This is a genomic window from Streptomyces griseochromogenes (genome assembly GCF_001542625.1).
In the GTDB taxonomy this organism is placed as follows: Bacteria; Actinomycetota; Actinomycetes; order Streptomycetales; family Streptomycetaceae; genus Streptomyces; species Streptomyces griseochromogenes.
This window is the reverse complement of record NZ_CP016279.1, coordinates 7161837-7179633: the sequence shown is the minus strand read 5'-3', so window position 1 is coordinate 7179633 and position 17797 is coordinate 7161837. Positions and strand designations below refer to the sequence as shown.

Genomic DNA, 17797 nt, shown 5'->3' with positions numbered 1-17797 from the left:
GGCTGGGGGAATTCGTTCGGGAGAGCCCGGGGGAGAGCGTGGTGTTCAGGAGGCTTCGGGGCCCGTGCGGACACCGAGTCGTTCCAGCAGCGCGGCGCGCAGGCCGGCGAACCCGGGGTCGGTGATCTCGCGCGGCCGGTCCAGATCGATGCGCTGCTCGTGGGCGATGCGGCCGCCGTCCATCACCAGGACGCGGTCGGCGAGCAGCACCGCCTCCTCGACGTCGTGCGTGACCAGCAGCACGGCACAGCCACGGCGCTGCCACAACTCGCCGACCAGACGCTGCGCCTTGATCCGGGTGAGCGCGTCGAGCGCGCCGAACGGCTCGTCGAGCAGCAGCAGATCGGGCTCGCGCACCAGCGCACGGGCCAGGGAGGCCCGCTGCGCCTCGCCGCCGGAGAGCGTCCTCGGCCAGGTGTTGCCACGGTGGCCGAGTCCGACCTCGTCCAACGCCCGCTCGGCGACGGCGCGTTCGGGACGTCCGGGCAGGCCGAGCAGCACATTGCGCCACACCTTCTTCCACGGCATCAGCCGGGGCGCCTGGAAGGCGACGGCCCGGCGCCGGGGGACGAGGACCGTGCCCTCGATGTCCCGGTCCAGACCGGCGAGGACGCGCAGCAGTGTCGACTTGCCGCAGCCGCTGGCCCCGAGCAGGGCGACGAACTCGCCGGGCTCGATGCCGAGTCGGAGGTCGTCGATGACGGCACGGCCGTCGAAGGACCGGGTCAGCCCCTCGACATGCACGGCCTTGGCGGCACGGGTGGCCGCGGGGCTCACCGGCCGGTGAACGTCGGTCGCCATTGGAGCAGCAGCCTTTCGAGGGAGCGGACGATGAAGTCGGCGAGCAGGCCGAGGAAGGCGTAGACGATCAGGCAGACCACGATCACATCGGTCCGCAGGAAGTCACGCGCCTGCACCATCAGGAAGCCGATGCCGGCGTCGGCGTTGACCTGCTCGGCGAAGACCAGCGCGAGCCAGGCGATGCCGAGCGAGTAGCGCAGCCCGGTGAGTGCTCCGGGCAGCGCGCCCGGGAGCACCACGTGGCGCACCAGCCCCCACCGGGACAGCCCCAACGACTCACCGGTCTCCATGAGTTGGGAATCGACGCTGCGGATGCCGGCGTACACGTTGAGATACAGAGGGAACGTCACGCCGAGCGTGATGATCGCGATCTTCGGGGCCTCGCCGATGCCGAACCAGATGATGAACAGAGGGATGAGACCGACGAACGGCACCGTCCGCAGCATCTGCACCGGCGCGTCCACCAGATCCTCGCCGACCCGGAACAGACCGGAGACCAGGGCGAGTCCGGTGCCGGTCGCGGTGCCGAACAGCAGCCCGGCTGCCACACGCCGGAGCGAGGTGCCCATGGCCGAGGGGAGCGAACCGTCGGCGACCAGATCCCAGCCGACCTGGGCGATCCGGCCCGGCGGGGCGAGCACGTCCGAGGCCAACGCTCCTGTGGTATTGAGCAGTTGCCAGAGGACGAGCAGCAGGAGCGGGCCGGCGGTGCGCCGCAGCCAGCGCGGGACGCGGGTGCGGCGGGAGGAGGCGGGGACGAGGCGCTGGAGGTCCGGTGCCGCGTGCCCGGCATCGTCCGATCCGGCGTCGGCGGACTTCGATATACCGCACATATCGGGTTCGAGGGAGTTGGGTGGGGCATGGCTGATGCTCATGGATGCTCCACGGCGAAGGAAGGAGAGCGGGGGTGAAGGGGTACGGCTCGATGCCGCCGCGTCACGCCCGCCTCAGGGGCGGATCACAGATGACGTGCGGGTACGGCGGCAGACCGTGCTGAAGAGAGGATGCGAAGGAGGCGTCAGCGGCCGCGGTGACACGCGGCGGAGGCCACCCGCAGCAGGTCGATGTGACCGCGCGTGGTGAGCAGGGCTGAACGCAACATGCGGCAGAAAGTAGCCAGGTGGGCGCGCCGAGGTCAACGGTGTCTCGCCCTGTGGACCCCTCGTCTCGTGAAACGGTCGCGTCACGACAGATGAATCCCGGCGCATGAGCCAGGATGGGGGCCATGCCAGATGCCTTCACCACTCGGATGCTGAACGTCGCCACCGGTTCCCGGGAGCGGGTCGTCGACCTGACCTCCGACTGCGAGGACTTCCTGCGCGAGGCGGCGGCCGGCCGCGACGGACTGCTGAACGTCTTCGTGCCCCACGCGACCGCCGGTGTCGCCGTCATCGAGACGGGCTCCGGCAGCGACGACGACCTCCTGGCCACCCTGCACGGCCTGCTCCCGGCCGACGACCGCTGGCAGCACCGGCACGGCAGCCCGGGTCACGGCCGCGACCACGTCCTCCCGGCGATCGTCCCACCGCACGCGACCCTTCCGGTCATCGGCGGACGACTGGAGCTGGGCACCTGGCAATCGGTGTGTCTCGTGGACACGAACACGAATAACACAGACCGTCGGGTGCGGTTGAGCTTCCTGGGGTGACCGCCGTGCGAGCAGCAACCTTGTCAGGCGGTTTGATGACTGAGCCGATGAGGCAGAGTGGCCGACAATCTCGTGGTGCCAAGCGGCCATGCTTGGCAGCATTGGCGGAACGCCAGGTTCTTCGTCTGCTGGTGGTACGAGCAGGCCGCTGCATTGGCCTGCGGAAACGACCGTCTTGGACCGTCGGGTTGCATAATGGTCCGGGATTGGTGCGGATCTTGGTCAATCGACCTGGCGCGCGGTGTGCTTACGCAGAGGGCGGGTGGGCGTGCCGCGTGGTTCCAGGAGTCAGGTGTGCCAGTCGACCCGCGATGGATGCGGCAGACAGGCCGTTGCCCAGGAGCATTGTCCGGCTGGCCCAGGGTTGAGGCTCTCGGCTCCTCCTGGTTGCTACATCGCATAGCCAGGAATTTCCTGACGGACGGTCATCCATCGAGTTTCGGTGTAAGCCTCGATGTTGGCCTGGGCGCCGCCGAAGCGCGTCGCGGTTCCCGAATCGAACATGCCGCCGAACGGTGCGTTGGCCTCGTCGTTGATCGTCTGGTCGTTGATGTGAGCCGTTCCCGTCGGGATGCGTTCGGCCAGCGCCAGTCCGGCGGCGACGTCGGAGGTGAGGATGCCCAGGGAGAGTCCGTACTCGCTGGCTGCGGCCAGGTGGGCGGCCTCATCGAGAGTGCTGAAGCGGGCGACTGCGGCCACTGGGCCGAAGACTTCGCTGTCGTATGCGGGGATTCCCGGGCCGCTGTCCGCCAGCACGGCCGGCCGGTAGAAGAGGCCCTCGAAGCTGCCGCCGGTCTTGAGCGTGGCGCCGGCGTTGACGCTGCTGGTGACGAGTGCGTGGATCTTGTCGCGCTGCCGCTCGTCGATGATCGGCCCCAGCGCGACGTCTTCAACGGTTGGGTCACCAACGGTCAGTTGCGCGGTGCGTTCGGCGAGCAGCTGTACGAACTCCTCGTAGATCGACTCGTGCACCAGGTGCCGACCGCTGGCCATGCAGACCTGCCCTTGATGGAAGAACGTGCCCTGCATCGCCGCACCGACAGCTCGGTCGAGATCGGCATCCTCCAAGACGATCAGCGCGTTGTTGCCGCCCAGTTCGAGGTGGGTATGGATGAAGCGACGCGCGGCGATCTGCCCGACCGCGCGGCCCGCGGCGGTGGATCCGGTGAAGGAAACGGCGCGCACAGCCGGGTGGTCCACCAGCGCCGAGCCGATGTCCCCTCCGCCGGGCAGCACGTGCAGGACTCCTGCTGGCAGCCCCGCTTCCTCGAAGATGCGGGCGATCGTCACACCGCCCGATACGGCGGTGCGCGGATCCGGTTTGAGGACGACGGCGTTGCCGAGGGCAAGGGCCGGTGCCACCGAGCGGATGGCGAGCTTCAGGGGAGCGTTGAACGGAGCGATCACGGCGACCACGCCTACCGGGACCCTGCGGGTCATGCTCATCCAGGCACGTTCGCTGGGGATCACTTCACCGAGCGGAAGTGAGGGCAGGCTGGACGCCTCGAAGCACTCGGCTGCTGCGCCCTGGACCTCGTACGCTGCTTTGGCGCGAGTGGCGCCGGCTTCGCGGATCAGCCAGCGTGCGGTCTCCTGGCTGTGTTGCTGCCACAGTTCGCCCGCGCGGCGCAGTACCGCGGCGCGTACGCTGTACGGGGCCGCTGCCCATGAGCGTTGGGCATCGCGCGCCTGCTCGACCGAGTGGGTCAGGTCCTCGATGCCGGCGGCGCCCACGGTGGCGAGGGGGGCTCCGGTCGCGGGTTCGAGGACCGTGTTCACTCCGCCGTGGGCGTCACACCATGAACCGGTGAAGAGTCGGCCCTGCCATGGCGCGTCATCAAGGATGGTGGAGTTCAACGTTGGTTCCTGTTCTGTTGCGGGCAGGTCGGCTGTCGGCCCCCCGGGGGGGGTGCCCCTATGACTTTGGTCAAGGGGTGATCGGGGTTGGGGGTTGGTAGAAGGTGCCGTCGCGGAGCATGGCGAAGAGCACGTCGGCCCGACGTCTGGCGAGGCAGAGGAGGGCTTGGGTGTGGTGCTTTCCCTGGGCGATCTTCTTGTCGTAGTAGGTGCGGGAGGTCGGGTCGGCCAGGGCAGCGAAGGCGGAGAGGAAGAAAGCCCGCTTGAGCTGCTTGTTTCCCCGGCGGGAGGGCTGTTCGCCGCGGATCGAGGAGCCCGAGCTTCTCGTTGCCGGGGCGAGGCCGGCGTAGGCGGCCAAGTGGGCGGCGGACGGGAAGTTGGTGCCGTCGCCGACGTCGATGAGGATGCGGGCTCCGGTCCTGATGCCGATGCCGGGCATGGACATCAGGACCTGGGAAAGAGGGTGGGCCTCCAGGAGTTCCTCGATCCGGTGAGCGAGGAGTTTGCGCTGGTCGAGGACTGCTTGGAGCGAGTCGGCCAGGCTGGGGACGATCAGCGCGGCTGCGTCCGTGCCCGGGACGATGACCGTCTGTTCGTCGAGTGCGGTGAAGACCTCGTCGATCAGCCGTTCCGTCATCCTGGGAGCCTTGGGGCGGATCAGGGTGATCAGCCTTCGGCGTCCGGCCTTGCGGATCTGGGCTGGGGAGCCGAACTGGCTGAGCAGTTTCAGCACGGCGGGGTGCTGCATGCGCGGGCCCAGGACGCGTTCGAGGTGAGGGTGGACCTGGGTGAACAGGCCGCGGAGCCGGTTGGACAGTCGGGTGGCTTCGGCGGCGAGGTCGTCGTCGAAGCCGACGATCATCTCCAGCTCGGCGACGGTGGCGTCGTCCAGGTCGAGCGAGCGCAAGGTGTGCGGCATGGCGCGGGCTGCGTCCGCGATGATGAATGCGTCGCGGGCGTCGGTCTTGGCCTCGCCGGGGTAGAGGTCGGCTATCCGCCGCATCGTGAGGCCGGGCAGATAGGCGACCTGGCAGCCCATGTCGCGGGCGACGGCCAGCGGCAGGGCCCCGATCGTGGCCGGCTGGTCGACGACCACGAGGACGGTGCCGTGCTTGGCCTGCAGTTTCGCGAAGACCTCACGGAGTTTGGGCTCGCTGTTGGGCAGCCGCTTGTCGAAGGCTTTCTTGCCGGCCGGGGTGACGGCGGTGGCGTGGTGTTCGCCCTTGCCCACGTCCAGGCCGAGGTAGACGTCGATGTCGCGGGTGTCGATCACGTGCAGTGTCCTCCGGTCGTACTCGTCCGGCCCTGCCACGGCACTGATCGCCACATCCACATTACGAAGAGCCTCCCGACCTGGGGAAAGGCCGGTGGTCATGCCCCTAATCAGCGGTCTGTCAGTGCCTCCGGAGCTGGTGACACCACCCCCCAGGCCATGCACTCGACAAGGGGAGGCAGTCATGCCAACTCCGAAGGCCGGTAACCCCGTTGCGGGGCCACGAAGACGGTAATGGGGGGGGCGTCGCCGCGGCCTCGGGTCCGGTCGGTGTGGCGTCGTGACGAACGTCTTCCGCGTGCCTGGTGGCGTGGGCCGCGGGGCGTGGTCGTTGGCGTGAGCGGCCGGCTCAGTGGGCTTGCAGAGGCGGGATGGCGGGCACCTCCGGGGAGTTGTCGATGTCCGCCGGGGTCAACCGGAACTCAACGGGGTAGGCGTCGCGCCGGGTTCGGCGGGCGGGTTCGGTGGTGCGCCACATGTAGAGACAGCGGCCGCACTGGAGCACGTCCCACGCACCGGGGACCGGGGAGGTGGTGATGGTCTCGATGATGTCGTGTGCACAACGGGGGCAGATCAGGGGGGATTCCATCAGTGGGTTCCTCGGCTGTTCTCAGCGGGCGGCGATCAGAGACCGGAGGCGCTCGGTCCACTCCTTGGTCTCCGGCAGATCGCGTACCGGCGTACTGAAGTTGCCGCGGTCGTCCGGCGAGACGGGCGTCGTGGCATCGATGATCATCTTGCTGGTGATGCCGACCGGGGAGGCGGCCGGTGCCAGTTCCATGACGGACAGGTTCGGGATGACGACCACATCGTCCGCGGGATTGACCTTGCACGACATCGCCCACATCACCTGCGGCAGGTTGAAGGGGTCGACGTCCTCGTCGACGAGGATCACCTGGCTCACATAGCCGAGGCCGTGAGGGGTGGTCATCGCGCGCATGCCGACCGCCTTGGCGAAGCCGCCGTAGCGCTTCTTCGTGGAGATGATCACGGACAGGCCGTGCGTGTACATCGCGTTGACCGCCTGCACTTCGGGGAATTCGGCGCGCAACTGCTTCAGCAACGGGACGCAGGTGTTCGCTCCGACCAGGTAGTCCACCTCCGTCCACGGCATGCCCAGGTAGAGCGATTCGAAGATCGGATCCGTGCGGTAGGAGACGCGGTCGATGCGGATCACCGGCATCCGTCGGCCGCCGGAGTAATGGCCGGTGAACTCGCCGAAGGGGCCCTCGATCTGGCGCTTGCGGCTCTCGATCACCCCTTCGATGACCACCTCGGAGCCCCACGGGACGTCGAATCCGGTCAGCGGTGCCGTGGCGATGGGTGCGGGAGCGCCCCGCAGGGCACCGGCCATCTCGTATTCGGACTGGTCGTAGCCCATCGGCATGCCGGCCACCATGGTCATCACCGGGTCGTTTCCCAGGGTGATCGCGATGGGCAGGTCCTCGCCAAGGCCCTCGGCCTTGCGCAGATGCAGGGCCACGTCGTGCATCGGAACCGGCTGGATGGCGAGCCGGTTGCGGCCGATGACCTCGATCCGGTAGATGCCGACGTTCTGCTTGCCGAAGTGATCCGGGTCCTGCGGGTCGCGGGAGACGACGGCGGACTTGTCCAGGTAGAAGCCGCCGTCACCGTCGTTCAGACGGAACAGCGGGAGGATCTGGAACAGGTCGACGTCCGCGCCCGCCACGGTGTTCTCACGCCAGGGCGCGTCCTCGCGACGCTCGGGCGCGATGGGGAAGGCGTCCCAGCGGCGCGCGAACTCTTCGACCTGGCCCTTGACCGGGGTGCCTGGAGGCAGTCCGAGTGCGAGGGCGTGGTTGCGCCAGGACCCGTGGACGTTCATGACGATCCGGGCGTCGTGAAACCCGGTCACGTTGTCGAAGTACAGGGCGGGGGCTCCCTCGCCGATCCGGCCGGCCGCATTGGCCGCGGCGGCAAGGTCGGGTTCGGCCGGGATCTCCTCGCTGATCTTCAGCAACTGGCCCTCCTTCTCCAGCGTTTCCAGGAAGCTGCGCAGGTCGTCGTATGCCATGTGCGGCTCTTTCTCAAGCGACGGGGTGGACGGGGGCGGTCCGTGCGGCACGCATGCCCTCCCAGCGCCTGGCGGTGGGGGTGGGCAGCGCGAACTGGTCGAGGATGCGGGTGGTGATGTGCTCGACGATGTCGTCGACCGAGGCGGGATGGTTGTAAAAAGCGGGCATGGGCGGCACGATCCGCACCCCCTTGCGGGCCAGGTCGAGCATGTTCTCCAGATGAATCTCACTGAGCGGCGTCTCGCGCGGTACGAGCACCAATGGGCGCCGCTCTTTCAGCACCACGTCCGCGGCGCGGCCGACGAGACCGTCGGCGTAGCCCGCGCGGATGCCGGCCAGCGTCTTCATGGAGCACGGCACGATCACCATGCCGTCGGTCCGGAACGAGCCCGACGCGATGGTGGCGCCTTGGTCCTCGGGGTTGTGTACGACATCGGCGAGATCCGCGACCTCGCGGACGCTGCGGCCGGTCTCCAGCTCGATGGTGGTCCGCGCCCAACGGCTGAGCACCAGATGGGTCTCCACCTCGGGATACTCGGCCAGCTGCTGCAACAGCCGAAGCCCGAGTACGGCACCAGTGGCTCCGGTCATCCCCACGATGAGTCGCACGTCGATCAACTCCTTGCTTCCGCGCTCCCTCGCTTTCGACGCTATGGGCCGTTCGACGGCGCGGGCGGGTAGCCTGGAGACCAGTCATGGGAAAAAACCGACAGCTCTCCGTCGCCGACGTGTCATACCGGCCCTCGCTGAGCGCGCCCATCGGGATGGACGTCCTCGACTTCGCCGAACTGTCCAAACGCGTGAACCGGAGGGGACTGGACCTGTCGGCGCCGCTCCGGCCGGCCTTTCACCATCTGATCCACGTCAGGCAGGGCCCGGTGCGCCACACCGTGGACTTTCGGGACTACACACTGGACTCGGGCTCCTGGCTCTGGGTCCGAGCCGGCCAGGTCCACCAGTACGTCCCCCGTGATCACGCCGCGGCGCGGGGCACCATCGTCATCTGGCAACCCGGCTTCGTCGCCGCCGAGCCCCTCCACAACGACTCGCCCATGCTCCTCACCGGACGGCACGCCCGATCCGCCGGCCTCGCACTGCGCCACCTCGTCCACGAGTACGGTGACCTGGCCTCGATTCCCCTCGACGCCCACATCGACACGCTGCGCCACCTCCTCAGCGTCCTCCTGCTGCGTCTCGCCCACGCCTGCCCGGCCCCCGCATCGCTCGGGTCGGACAGCGAGGTCTTCCGCAGCTTCCGTGTCGCCGTGGAACGCGACTTCGCAAGCTCCCACCACGTCAATGACTTCGCCGCCGCACTCGGCTACAGCGTCCGCACCCTGTCCCGCGCCGCACAGGCTGCGACCGGTTCGACCGCCAAGCAGTACCTCGACGCCCGCATCCTCCTGGAAGCCAGACGGCTCCTGGTCCACACCGACGCCACCTCCGCGGAGATATCCCGCCGGCTGGGCTTCCCCGACCCCAGCGACTTCACGAAGTTCTTCCGGAAACGCGACGGGGGGACACCACTGAGCTTCCGCGAGGTCGCCCGAGGAAGAGCACCAGGGATGCTCTCCGCCCCGGCGTCCGACGAGTAGATGCTCTCGACGCGTTCTGACTCATCCCCGCACCCTGCCGGAGGGCCGGGAGGTCATATCTGCCCCGGTCGAGACGAAGACCGTGACCTGGACTTACGGGCAGACCGGTCAGCGCACGCGGACCGTCCCGCGATGGTTGACTCCGACGCGAGTGACCCCGCGGCCGGATCTCGTGCACCTGACCGATGAGCGGAATCTGCTCTGTGCGACTACCGGCCCGCAGCGCAGCGACCCTCTGCAAGGGCGGTAGTGGGCATGCGCAAGCCCCCGCCCTGATCCGCTTCCGCATGCCGCCAGCAACGCCGTGATCGACAGGCGTGTGGGATCCAGCAACAACTGGTCGAGTTCAGGAGAGGTCACCGGCGTCCGCCGTCCTGGCTGAGCTGCTTGAGTCGCTCGAACCGCCCCTTGGACGGGAACATCGCCGCCAGTCCCACGGCGATTCCCAGCAGCAAGTGCCAGCCGGGGACGTAGGACAAGATCGCGACACTTCCCACGGAGACCGCACCCACCACGCTCACCACGACGAGGAGTCCGGTCCAGGGAGAGCGCCGCTCCGTCGACCCCGTCGGGATGATCCCCTGCGGCAGCAGCTCGGGGGGAAGACCGAGCAGGCCGCGCCCCTGCCGCGTGAATTGGCCCGCGAGGAACACAACCGTCAAGATGCCGAGAATCCCGTCCCACCACATCCACCACCGTTCCAGGTGGAGCAAGGGCAGAAGGTCGGGTGAGGAGAGGACCAGGAATAGGTAGAAGCCCCAGGCCATCGAGAACCATCGGGGTTGACGTTGCGCGTCTATCGCCTGGTCGCGGCGACGCTGGACTTCCTCCAGGGCGCGGGCCGCCTGCTCGGCGTCGGGTTCAAGGGGCACGGGCCATCTCTCGGTAGTCGTGGGGGCGAGTGGAAGTACTTGCCTGAGCGGAAGGTGCTCATATCGGCATGCGGAGCGTGACGAGGGCGGCGGTGAGATGGAGAGAGAAGCCGAGGGCACAGCGCCCTTCTCGATGCAGCGACGTAGCTTGCCGAAGCCGTTCATCCAGGAGGCTGGGTGCGCTCCTCACCCACCGATTCCGACACCCTGCGGGCGGGCACGCCCTGTCGGACGGTCTCACCAGTGAAGCCCGCCTCCGTCGGCAAGAGACGGGCCACGTCGCTGTCGTGGCCGCGATCGAGGTTGGCGTTCACCTGCTCGGGCAGGGCACCTGGCTGATGCCTGCACGACGTGGAAGGCAGGACCGAGCAACCGGGAGTCGTGCTGCTTGGCCGACCGAGACCATGCCCAGCGGCGTGTGCCGGCCGTTTGTGAGGCAAGCAGCGCTAGGCCCTGGTCGCCGAGGTCGACCGGCGAGCGTCCTGCCCGCGCGCACGGCGCTTTGGCAGCCGTCCAACGAAATCTCCGTGGGCCCTGGACCGGTCATGCGGTCGTATGCCTCCCGGACCAAGGCTTGGACCGCTCGGCTATGGCCTTCGCCTCGCTGATCGACGCGGCGTCGAGTGGTGCGGCCGGAGCAGCCGGGCCCCGTGGTCCGTTCGTACCCGGAGCCGTGGACCAAAGCGCGCCCTCTCGCGTCAGTCGGCTACGCCGCTGACGGCCAGGACCTTGTCGATCGACACCCGCACCAGGAGAATCCCGGGCACGCTGTTGCGGACGGCGTACTCTGCTGCACGGTCCTCCCCCACGTAGCGGGCAGCGATCCGGGTCGCCCAAGCGCGCACCTGCGGCAAATCCTCGCTCACCTGCGCCCGGCCGTCGATGACGACGAAGGAGAACGGCGGCTGATCATCGTCAACACACAGGGCGAGGCGCCCGTCGCGGATCAGGGTGCGGCCCTTGACAGTGTTCTTGCCGGTGTTGAACACGAGGTCGTCGCCGTCCAACAGGAACCAGACGGGGGCCACGTGTGGGCGCCCGTCGGCCCGGGTGGTGGCGATTTTCGCGGTCCGGGTGCCTTCGCTGACGAAGGAGCGCCATTCGGCATCGGTCATGGGTGCGGCCATGAGTCCTGGGTTTCCTCACGAGAGGGGTCGGTTGTGGTATGGCGTGTGGGTGTCGGAAGGCTTTGTCACCTGCCCGGGCCTGCCGGCTTCGCCTCACGTTCTGCCTGCCCGGCAGGTGACTGTTCGCTGATCCGGAGGACCGGCTGAGGCTGTGGCGATGCGCCTGACCCGACGACTCGTGGTTCAGGCCGCTGGTTGCACCGTGGATTTCATCGAGCACGGCACCCGGTGCGCGCACACATTGTCGCGCCACCCAGCACCCGATCAGCTCGTAGGCAGCCCAACAAGCAATGCCCACCGTTTGGTTCCGCCGGCCGAGCCGCGCCGATCGCGTTCCTCACTCATCCCGCGATGGACGGCTCGCACAGCAGGGTCCTCAAAGGGTTGACCGTCTCGGTCCGTCCCCGGTCGACCGGGCGCGTCCCAAGGCAGCGGCGGTGACTGCGACAAGTGCCGACGCCTCTCTCCCTACGAGCGGTGCAACACTCGAAGAACGCACACCGGGGTGTCGCCTACGGATCCCGGCTTGGCGGCAACCGCTGGGTCATGGAGCCCCCGTCTGCATGGCCGATTCCGCCGACTCCGCGTCCGTGAGCGGACGTCCACGGCCTGCTGGAACTGGCCTGCCGCGTGACCTGCCTCCGCCGGCTCCGAAGCTAATTCTCTTAGAACAGGCCGTTGCTGTGGGGCAGTTCAGCGGGGACCTCCTGGATGGCATCCCAGTGCTCGACGATCTTCCCGTCGGCGAGGCGGAACAGGTCGTAGTAGACGACCGGCACGCCGAACTCACCCTCGGCCTGCACCAGAGCGAAGTCACCCTCTGCGATGACCTTGTGGATCGTCTTGTAGACGACGTTCTTGCCCTGCTCGGCCCACTTGGCGGCGGCCACTCCGAAGCCGTCCAGACCGTCACCGGCCTCCGGGTTGTGCTGGAGGTAGGTCTCGGTGGAGGTGTAGTCGGTCACCAGCGAGTATTCGGCGCCCTTGAGGATCTTCTCCGCGTACTCCGCGACCAGCTTGCGGTTCGCCTCGGTGCTGCCCAGGTCGCCGACCCGGGTAGGGCCGTCGGTCTGGGAGCGGCCGCTGACGGTGTCCCTGACCACCGGCACCAGGGCGTCCCAGTGCTCGGCGAGCTTGCCGTTCTCCACGCGGTAGATGTCGAAGGCGACCAGTGGCTCGGGGCCGAAGCCGTGGTAGACCCCGTGCAGCGCAACCACGTCTCCGTCGGCGATGACCCGGGCGCCCTCGTAGCGGAAGTCCGCGGGCAGCGAGGAGATCAGTTCGCGCAGAGCCTCGGGGCCGTCGGCGGCCAGCGTGCTGTGCTGCTTGTACGTCGGCGAGACCCAGCGGTCCACCGCGGAGGGGTCCTTGTCGCCGAACAGCTCACCTACGGCCTTGAGAACCAGATCCTTGTTGTTCATGACACACATCCATTCTGCCGGGCCGGCAGACCCTGTGTCCGCCGACCGCGCATCTCCAGAGTTGTCGGACTTGACACGGCACACGAGGTGAAACCCTGACCCGCTATGGGCGAAAGTGGACAGCAGTCGGGACGCGCCGCCACTGCTCGTCGCTGGGGATCCAGAGAAGCTTCATCAGTTTCCGCACCAGCCCACGCTGCTGCCCGCCGCCACCGAACCCCAGGTACTCGGCCAGCCCCCGGGCGTAGGCGTCAATCGTCGTCGGCGCCCGCCCCGAGTCCTCTCACGCCTGCAGCCATGCCACCGCCTGATCGTGCCGACGGAGTATCGGTCACTTCATCCTTGTCTCGATCATCTGGTGCCGCTGATCCCTAAAGCCCATGGGTCCCGTATGAAACCGCCCGCCTCGCGAGTGATTTCACGTAACTGCCAGCTGTTTCAGTCCGCTGTTTCAATCAGCGATTTCCTTCGCGGCGCGGATTCCCGACAGGTAGGCGCCGTGGACGGTTTGGTAGGAGGCGCGGTGCGTCGCCTCGCCGGCGAAGTGCACACGGTCGTCCACGCTGGCCGCGAGATGGTCACGCATGGCAGGTGTGGAGCCGATCTTGTTGTACGAGTACGAGCCTCGCGCGTACGGGTCGGACGCCCAGCGGGTGATCTGGTAGCCCAGAGGCGCGGGGATGCCACTGCCGAAGATGGCTTTCAGCGTCCCCATGGCGCTGTCGACGATCCGGGTGTCGCTCCAGCCTTCGATCGTGCGGCCGAAGTCGGCGGCGTTGAAGCCGAGCAGCACGGGCTGGCCGGTGGGACGGGTGATGTTGATCCACTGTTCCCACTGGCCGTACTCGTCCACATTCGGCACGTAAGTCATCCAGTCGGTGTCCGGCCAGAACACCTCGGGAAAGCGCAGGTAGCACTTGTTGAGCACGCCCATGCCGAGCTTGTCGATCGCGGTGCGCTTGGACGCGGGCAGGCCGGGGCCGAACGTGACCGCGCCGCTCTGCAGTACGCCCAGCGGCAGCGTCACCACCACATGCCCGGCGTGGAACGTGTCCGTGTCGGTGCCGACTGTCACGTCGCTGGAGTTCCAGTCGATGTGCTTGACGACCTGCCCGGTCCGGATGGACAGCCCGGAGGCGAGCAGATCGGTGATCTGGTGGTAGCCGCGCGGGAACAGCACGTCCTTGCCCTTGATGTCCGCGCCGCTGTCGAAGTACAGGGCCGACATCTGGTCCACGCTGCCCGAGTACTCGTGCTCGTAGTCGTTCAGCCCGAACGAGATCAGGGCCTTGTCGTCCTCCGACAGTGAGGACCAGCCCAGCGCACGCTCCACCACGCCGCGCACCGACGCGTCCTTGTCCGCGTCGTCCTGGTACGAGGCCAGAGCGTCCCCCATTTTGCTCTGCCAGCCCGCGATCGCCTTCGCCCGGGCACCGTCGGCGAGGTAGTCGGTGGAGCTGTCGGGGTTGGTCACGACCGTCCGCGCTTTGGCCTTCTCGGCCAGTGCGGCGATGGGATTGTCGTTGATGCCGTGGATCCATGAGGCCCCGAGGTCGAGCGGCACACCGGCCCACTTCTCGCTGGTCCAGATGCGGCCGCCGATTCGGTCGCGCGCTTCGAGGACCACCACGTCCTCCCCCTGGCCGGCCAGGTGGCGGGCTGCGGCAAGACCGCTGATCCCGGCACCGATGACGATCACCCCTTCACTGCTGGTTGTACCGGTCGCGCTGGCTTTGCAGGCGGTCAGGGAGGTGAGAGCGGCGAGGCCGGGCAGGCCCAGGCTTGCACCCTGCAGGAAACGCCGGCGGTGCATCGTCATGAATGACAACCGATCTGCGATCTGACACGGGCTCTTGCAGGAATGCCGATGAACGCTCCGTTGCGTTCGGCGGTCTGCCCGTTGGCGAAGAAGCCGCGCAGGCTCCAGTGAGGTCCCCGATCCGGCCGGGGACCGCCTCAGTACAATGAGGCTGATACTGCAGAGCATGCAATTGAAACATCAGTGTGTCAATAGAGGCATTGGGGATTGGTTCGACGATGCGTACCGACGCGGCAGAGGTGCTGGACTCGGCAATCCCGGTCCTCGCCAAGGACCGGGCGGCGTCCATGCAGGTCATCGCTGCACGCGCGGGCATCAGCCGGGCGACCCTGGTCCGCCATTTCCCCACCCGTAAGCTCCTGGTGCAGGCGATGGCCGAGAAGATCCTGGACGACTGCGACCGGGTCCTGGCCCAGGCCGAGGGCGACGCCGCGCCCATGGAGCAGGTGCTGGCCGCGCTGGTTGCCGCGTACACGCCTTTTGCCCAACTGTGGAACCTGGTCTACGTCGACCCCGACGTCTCGGGTCTGCCCGAGGCCAGCACGCGGGCCAAGGCGATCTTCATCCGGACCGTCAAGCTCATGGAACGCGGCCAGAAATCGGGGCTGCTGCGGGGCGACATGCCGGCCACCTGGCTGGCCTCGACGTTCTGCGGCCTGGCCGAGACCGCATGGGAGCTGACACTCGAAGGCCACATGGGCGCCCGTCAGGCCCCGGACTTCATCAACGCGATCCTGCTGCACGGCGCGTCTGCCTGACTGCCGTCCGGAATCGCCTGGCCCAGGCCCTGGCCGACTGGTCACGTGAGCTCGGCAGTGCTCCCGGCGGCCGATTCGGCGGCAGTGACGTGGCCGATCGGGGCCTGGGCAAGCGGTTCCCGGGAGCGGTGCAGGAACGCCTGCCCGAGCAGCCAACCCGCCGCGGGAAGGCACTGCCCGGTGCGAAATACTCTCCCGATGAGTTCACGCACTTCCCCGATCAGCCAGCCGATCACGATACGGAGGGCAGTCGCGCGGGATGCCAAACGGCTCACGCGGCTCGTGCGTGGCTCAGGCGCCTACGAGGGTAAGTACGCAGCCGCAGTGGCGGGCTACCGGGTCGGTCCTGATTACATCGAGGCCCACCGCGCCTTCGTGGCCGTCGGCGCCGACGAGCACGGAGGCCGGGTCCTCGGGTTCTACTCGCTCGTCCTCGTTCCACCGGAGCTCGACCTGCTGTTCGTCGCCGACGAAGCGCAAGGACGTGGTATTGGACGGCTGCTCGTCGCGCACATGCAGTCCGAGGCCCGTGCCGCCGGCATCGACCGTGTCAAGGTCGTGTCGCACCTTCCCGCCGAGGACTTCTACCACCGCGTCGGTGCGGTGCGGACCGGGACCGCGCTCGCGAACCCGCCCGCCGTGCCGTGGGACCGTCCTGAATTCGAGTTTCGCATTCCTTCGGAGTGACGCGGTGTGCCGGTTCGCAGGGCACCGGCTTCGCCTGCAAGGGGCAGACGATCTGGCGCACTCCTGCCTGTGGCGCCGAGCTCTCGCCGGGCAGGGGGCGACTCAGGTTGAGAGATCCGCGACGCGTACTCATCGTCGACGGCGGCGCCCTGGGCCGGGACCGGCGCGCACTCCTACTCGGGCAATAGGTGACCCGTGGAGGTCGCCGGTGGGAACGGCGCTTGCGGAGACAACGATCGTGGTAACGAAGCGCACCGACTTCTGATCGGGTGTCTGGCAAGGAACCCGGGCTGCCAGTGCGACGGGCAACAGCAGCTCGACTTGTTGTGCACCTTGCAGGTGCTCCAGCCGCTGCGGTCGGCCGGCGATGGGACGTCCGCGGCGTCGGCGCTGGTTGTGTGTCCGGAACCCGGTTAACCTTGAGTTGTCTTTGCGGAGGTTGGCGGACACCAACAAGGACAATGCCAACCGTCAGGTTCGACTGAGCTTCCTGGGCTGAGCAAGATGGTCCTGGGCGTGGCCGCCGAACCTCTGTACCTTGCGTGCTCGAAACGGCGGGTTGCCGGGCGTCCAGGGGGCAGTGGGCTGGGGCACACTGACGGCGTGAACGCTTCCTCGTCCACCTCAGTCGCTGCGTCCGCTGCCTCTCTTGTCTGGGTGGAGTCGATGGGCGGCCCTTTGATCGTCGTCCCCGTCTCCGCGCTGGCTGCATGGCGCGGGTGCACGGAGACCGGGGTGATCGCGGGAGACGCGACTGCTCCGGACGACTACGATCGGGCCTGTGCGGTGGACGATCCGGTCGGCGTGATTGCCGTCGGTGACAGCGGTACACAGGCCCTGGTCCTGGCGGACGAGCCGGCCACCAGCTGCTACTTGCCCGAGCACCGGACTTTCCTGCACCGGCTCGCCGTGGACTCCGCGGCCGAGCTGAAGACCACGGCGGAGGCCGTCCTTGCGGACCCTGCCACCGAGTGGGAGGAGTACTGCACTTGGACGACGGACGGCCCGGCCGTACTCATGGACTCCGGCGAGGCGGGCACTGAATTGAGCGTCGCGCATCCCGGCGGTGGGATGCCCGATCAGGCACCGGTCCCGCTGCCCGCCGGCCGCTGGAGGGTCCGTGCCGTCGACACCGAGGCGGTGGACGCACTGCAGGCTGCGAGCGATCATGCCACCAGGGGTGCGTCCGCGGTGGCGCTCCAGATCGAGCCGGCCTTTGAAGGTCTCGCTGATCGACTCGATGACCTGCCGCAATGGTTTGAGTATCGGTGTGCCGGGGCCGCTCCGCCTCGCTTTTACGGCCCGGCCGGAGCAGTCGGAGGTTCCACTCGGCCAGTTGTTGCTCGAAGTCGCGGCCGAAGTAATTCTTGTCACCGATCAGCGTCTGTCCGCAGCAGCCGACGAACAGACCGGGTTCGACTTCGAACATGCCCAACAGCGTTTCGCGCTCGTCGGCCTTGGCCCCGGGGCAGGGCGAACGCGATCGGCGGGCCGTGCACGGTGGATCCACCGCGGCCCAGGGGCGAAGCCCAGCAGTGCCTGCAGCACCGCCGACGTGATCAGCTTCGCGTCGCTGAGCTTCGGTGTGATGCCCACCGACGGGTGCCGCGGTGCCGGCTGAGGTGATTCCCTCAGCAGGTCGCCGGATCTTGCGTACAGTGCGGTGGCCAAGCTGTCGAGATCCGGCTTCACCGATGTCTCCGCCTTCCCTCAGGCGAAGTGGTCGACTCCGTAAGTCGTTCGGGGGGGCGACGCCGGGTAGAGCCTGTGCAGGCGTTGGTCAGCAGTCGGAATCGTCAGGCGTTCGAGGGATGGGAGCGACTCTCCGGGATCTCGGCGAACAGGCCGGTGTGCTGGCCGGAGCCCATAGAGCCTGCCTGATCGGTCTTGGCTGATGCGGACG

Annotated in this window: 17 protein-coding genes and 2 pseudogenes; 5 read left to right on the top strand and 14 right to left on the bottom strand. The window is 67.9% G+C overall.

All coding sequences use genetic code 11. The annotated features are described in order from the left end of the window. Window positions 1-45: 45 nt before the first annotated feature. From AVL59_RS30830 to AVL59_RS56725, 3 genes are all read right to left on the bottom strand, one after another. Window positions 46-801, bottom strand: coding sequence for an ABC transporter ATP-binding protein (locus AVL59_RS30830; RefSeq protein WP_067310980.1), 756 nt, complete (start codon window positions 799-801; stop codon window positions 46-48). Next, entirely contained in the window at window positions 774-1676 is a 903-nt protein-coding gene (locus AVL59_RS30825) for an ABC transporter permease (protein WP_067310977.1), read from the bottom strand. The genes AVL59_RS30830 and AVL59_RS30825 overlap by 28 nt, the downstream gene beginning before the upstream one ends. A gap of 143 nt (window positions 1677-1819) precedes the next feature. After that, the gene (locus AVL59_RS56725; protein WP_365178906.1) at window positions 1820-1903 is read right to left on the bottom strand and encodes a putative leader peptide; all 84 of its coding nucleotides are present in this window, start codon (window positions 1901-1903) and stop codon (window positions 1820-1822) included. 123 nt (window positions 1904-2026) lie between these two features. On the opposite strand from AVL59_RS56725, the gene AVL59_RS30820 reads away from it, so the two are divergent. Continuing rightward, the gene (locus AVL59_RS30820; protein ID WP_067310975.1) at window positions 2027-2449 is read left to right on the top strand and encodes a secondary thiamine-phosphate synthase enzyme YjbQ; all 423 of its coding nucleotides are present in this window, start codon (window positions 2027-2029) and stop codon (window positions 2447-2449) included. 390 nt (window positions 2450-2839) lie between these two features. Here AVL59_RS30820 and AVL59_RS30815 read toward each other — a convergent pair whose 3' ends face one another. The 5 genes from AVL59_RS30815 to AVL59_RS30795 all read right to left on the bottom strand — a co-directional run bounded on the left by AVL59_RS30815 (window position 2840) and on the right by AVL59_RS30795 (window position 8224). Further along, complete coding sequence (locus tag AVL59_RS30815; RefSeq protein WP_067310973.1) at window positions 2840-4306, bottom strand: benzaldehyde dehydrogenase; 1467 nt, start codon at window positions 4304-4306, stop codon at window positions 2840-2842. 70 nt (window positions 4307-4376) lie between these two features. Next, window positions 4377-5579 (bottom strand): IS110 family RNA-guided transposase, encoded by a 1203-nt coding sequence (locus AVL59_RS30810; protein WP_443732255.1) that lies wholly within the window; start codon window positions 5577-5579, stop codon window positions 4377-4379. Window positions 5580-5928: 349 nt separating this feature from the next. Continuing rightward, window positions 5929-6168 carry a non-oxidative hydroxyarylic acid decarboxylases subunit D gene (locus AVL59_RS30805; protein ID WP_067310971.1) on the bottom strand — a complete coding sequence of 80 codons (240 nt, stop codon included), beginning with the start codon at window positions 6166-6168 and terminating at the stop codon, window positions 5929-5931. A 21-nt stretch (window positions 6169-6189) separates the two neighbouring features. Further along, on the bottom strand, window positions 6190-7614 hold the full coding sequence (locus tag AVL59_RS30800; protein ID WP_067310969.1) for a non-oxidative hydroxyarylic acid decarboxylases subunit C: 1425 nt from the start codon (window positions 7612-7614) through the stop codon (window positions 6190-6192). Between the two features lie 13 nt (window positions 7615-7627). Next, window positions 7628-8224 (bottom strand): non-oxidative hydroxyarylic acid decarboxylases subunit B, encoded by a 597-nt coding sequence (locus AVL59_RS30795; RefSeq protein ID WP_067317976.1) that lies wholly within the window; start codon window positions 8222-8224, stop codon window positions 7628-7630. 86 nt (window positions 8225-8310) lie between these two features. On the opposite strand from AVL59_RS30795, the gene AVL59_RS30790 reads away from it, so the two are divergent. After that, a complete protein-coding gene (locus AVL59_RS30790) occupies window positions 8311-9210 on the top strand; it encodes a helix-turn-helix transcriptional regulator (protein WP_067310967.1) in 900 nt (299 codons plus the stop codon). A gap of 356 nt (window positions 9211-9566) precedes the next feature. Here AVL59_RS30790 and AVL59_RS30785 read toward each other — a convergent pair whose 3' ends face one another. The 4 genes from AVL59_RS30785 to AVL59_RS30770 all read right to left on the bottom strand — a co-directional run bounded on the left by AVL59_RS30785 (window position 9567) and on the right by AVL59_RS30770 (window position 14449). Continuing rightward, entirely contained in the window at window positions 9567-10082 is a 516-nt protein-coding gene (locus tag AVL59_RS30785) for a hypothetical protein (RefSeq protein WP_067310965.1), read from the bottom strand. A 698-nt stretch (window positions 10083-10780) separates the two neighbouring features. Continuing rightward, window positions 10781-11209 (bottom strand): PPOX class F420-dependent oxidoreductase, encoded by a 429-nt coding sequence (locus tag AVL59_RS30780; RefSeq protein ID WP_067310962.1) that lies wholly within the window; start codon window positions 11207-11209, stop codon window positions 10781-10783. A 665-nt stretch (window positions 11210-11874) separates the two neighbouring features. Then, complete coding sequence (locus AVL59_RS30775; RefSeq protein WP_067310960.1) at window positions 11875-12630, bottom strand: nuclear transport factor 2 family protein; 756 nt, start codon at window positions 12628-12630, stop codon at window positions 11875-11877. A gap of 451 nt (window positions 12631-13081) precedes the next feature. Then, entirely contained in the window at window positions 13082-14449 is a 1368-nt protein-coding gene (locus AVL59_RS30770; protein ID WP_208870471.1) for a flavin monoamine oxidase family protein, read from the bottom strand. 218 nt (window positions 14450-14667) lie between these two features. Here AVL59_RS30770 and AVL59_RS30765 point away from each other — a divergent pair, with 218 nt between their 5' ends. After that, on the top strand, window positions 14668-15207 hold the full coding sequence (locus AVL59_RS30765; protein ID WP_067310958.1) for a TetR/AcrR family transcriptional regulator: 540 nt from the start codon (window positions 14668-14670) through the stop codon (window positions 15205-15207). Window positions 15208-15248: 41 nt separating this feature from the next. Here AVL59_RS30765 and AVL59_RS52720 read toward each other — a convergent pair whose 3' ends face one another. Continuing rightward, on the bottom strand, window positions 15249-15443 hold the full coding sequence (locus AVL59_RS52720; protein WP_162494766.1) for a hypothetical protein: 195 nt from the start codon (window positions 15441-15443) through the stop codon (window positions 15249-15251). Between AVL59_RS52720 and AVL59_RS30755 the strand changes: the two genes are divergently transcribed. After that, a complete protein-coding gene (locus AVL59_RS30755; protein ID WP_079147091.1) occupies window positions 15406-15894 on the top strand; it encodes a GNAT family N-acetyltransferase in 489 nt (162 codons plus the stop codon). The genes AVL59_RS52720 and AVL59_RS30755 overlap by 38 nt on opposite strands. A 504-nt stretch (window positions 15895-16398) precedes the next feature. Continuing rightward, window positions 16399-16974, top strand: a pseudogene (locus tag AVL59_RS55175) (Imm21 family immunity protein); the annotation flags it as partial. 69 nt (window positions 16975-17043) lie between these two features. Here AVL59_RS55175 and AVL59_RS56720 read toward each other — a convergent pair. After that, window positions 17044-17586 (bottom strand): annotated as a pseudogene (locus AVL59_RS56720) (hypothetical protein); the annotation flags it as partial. Between the last annotated feature and the right edge of the window lie 211 nt (window positions 17587-17797).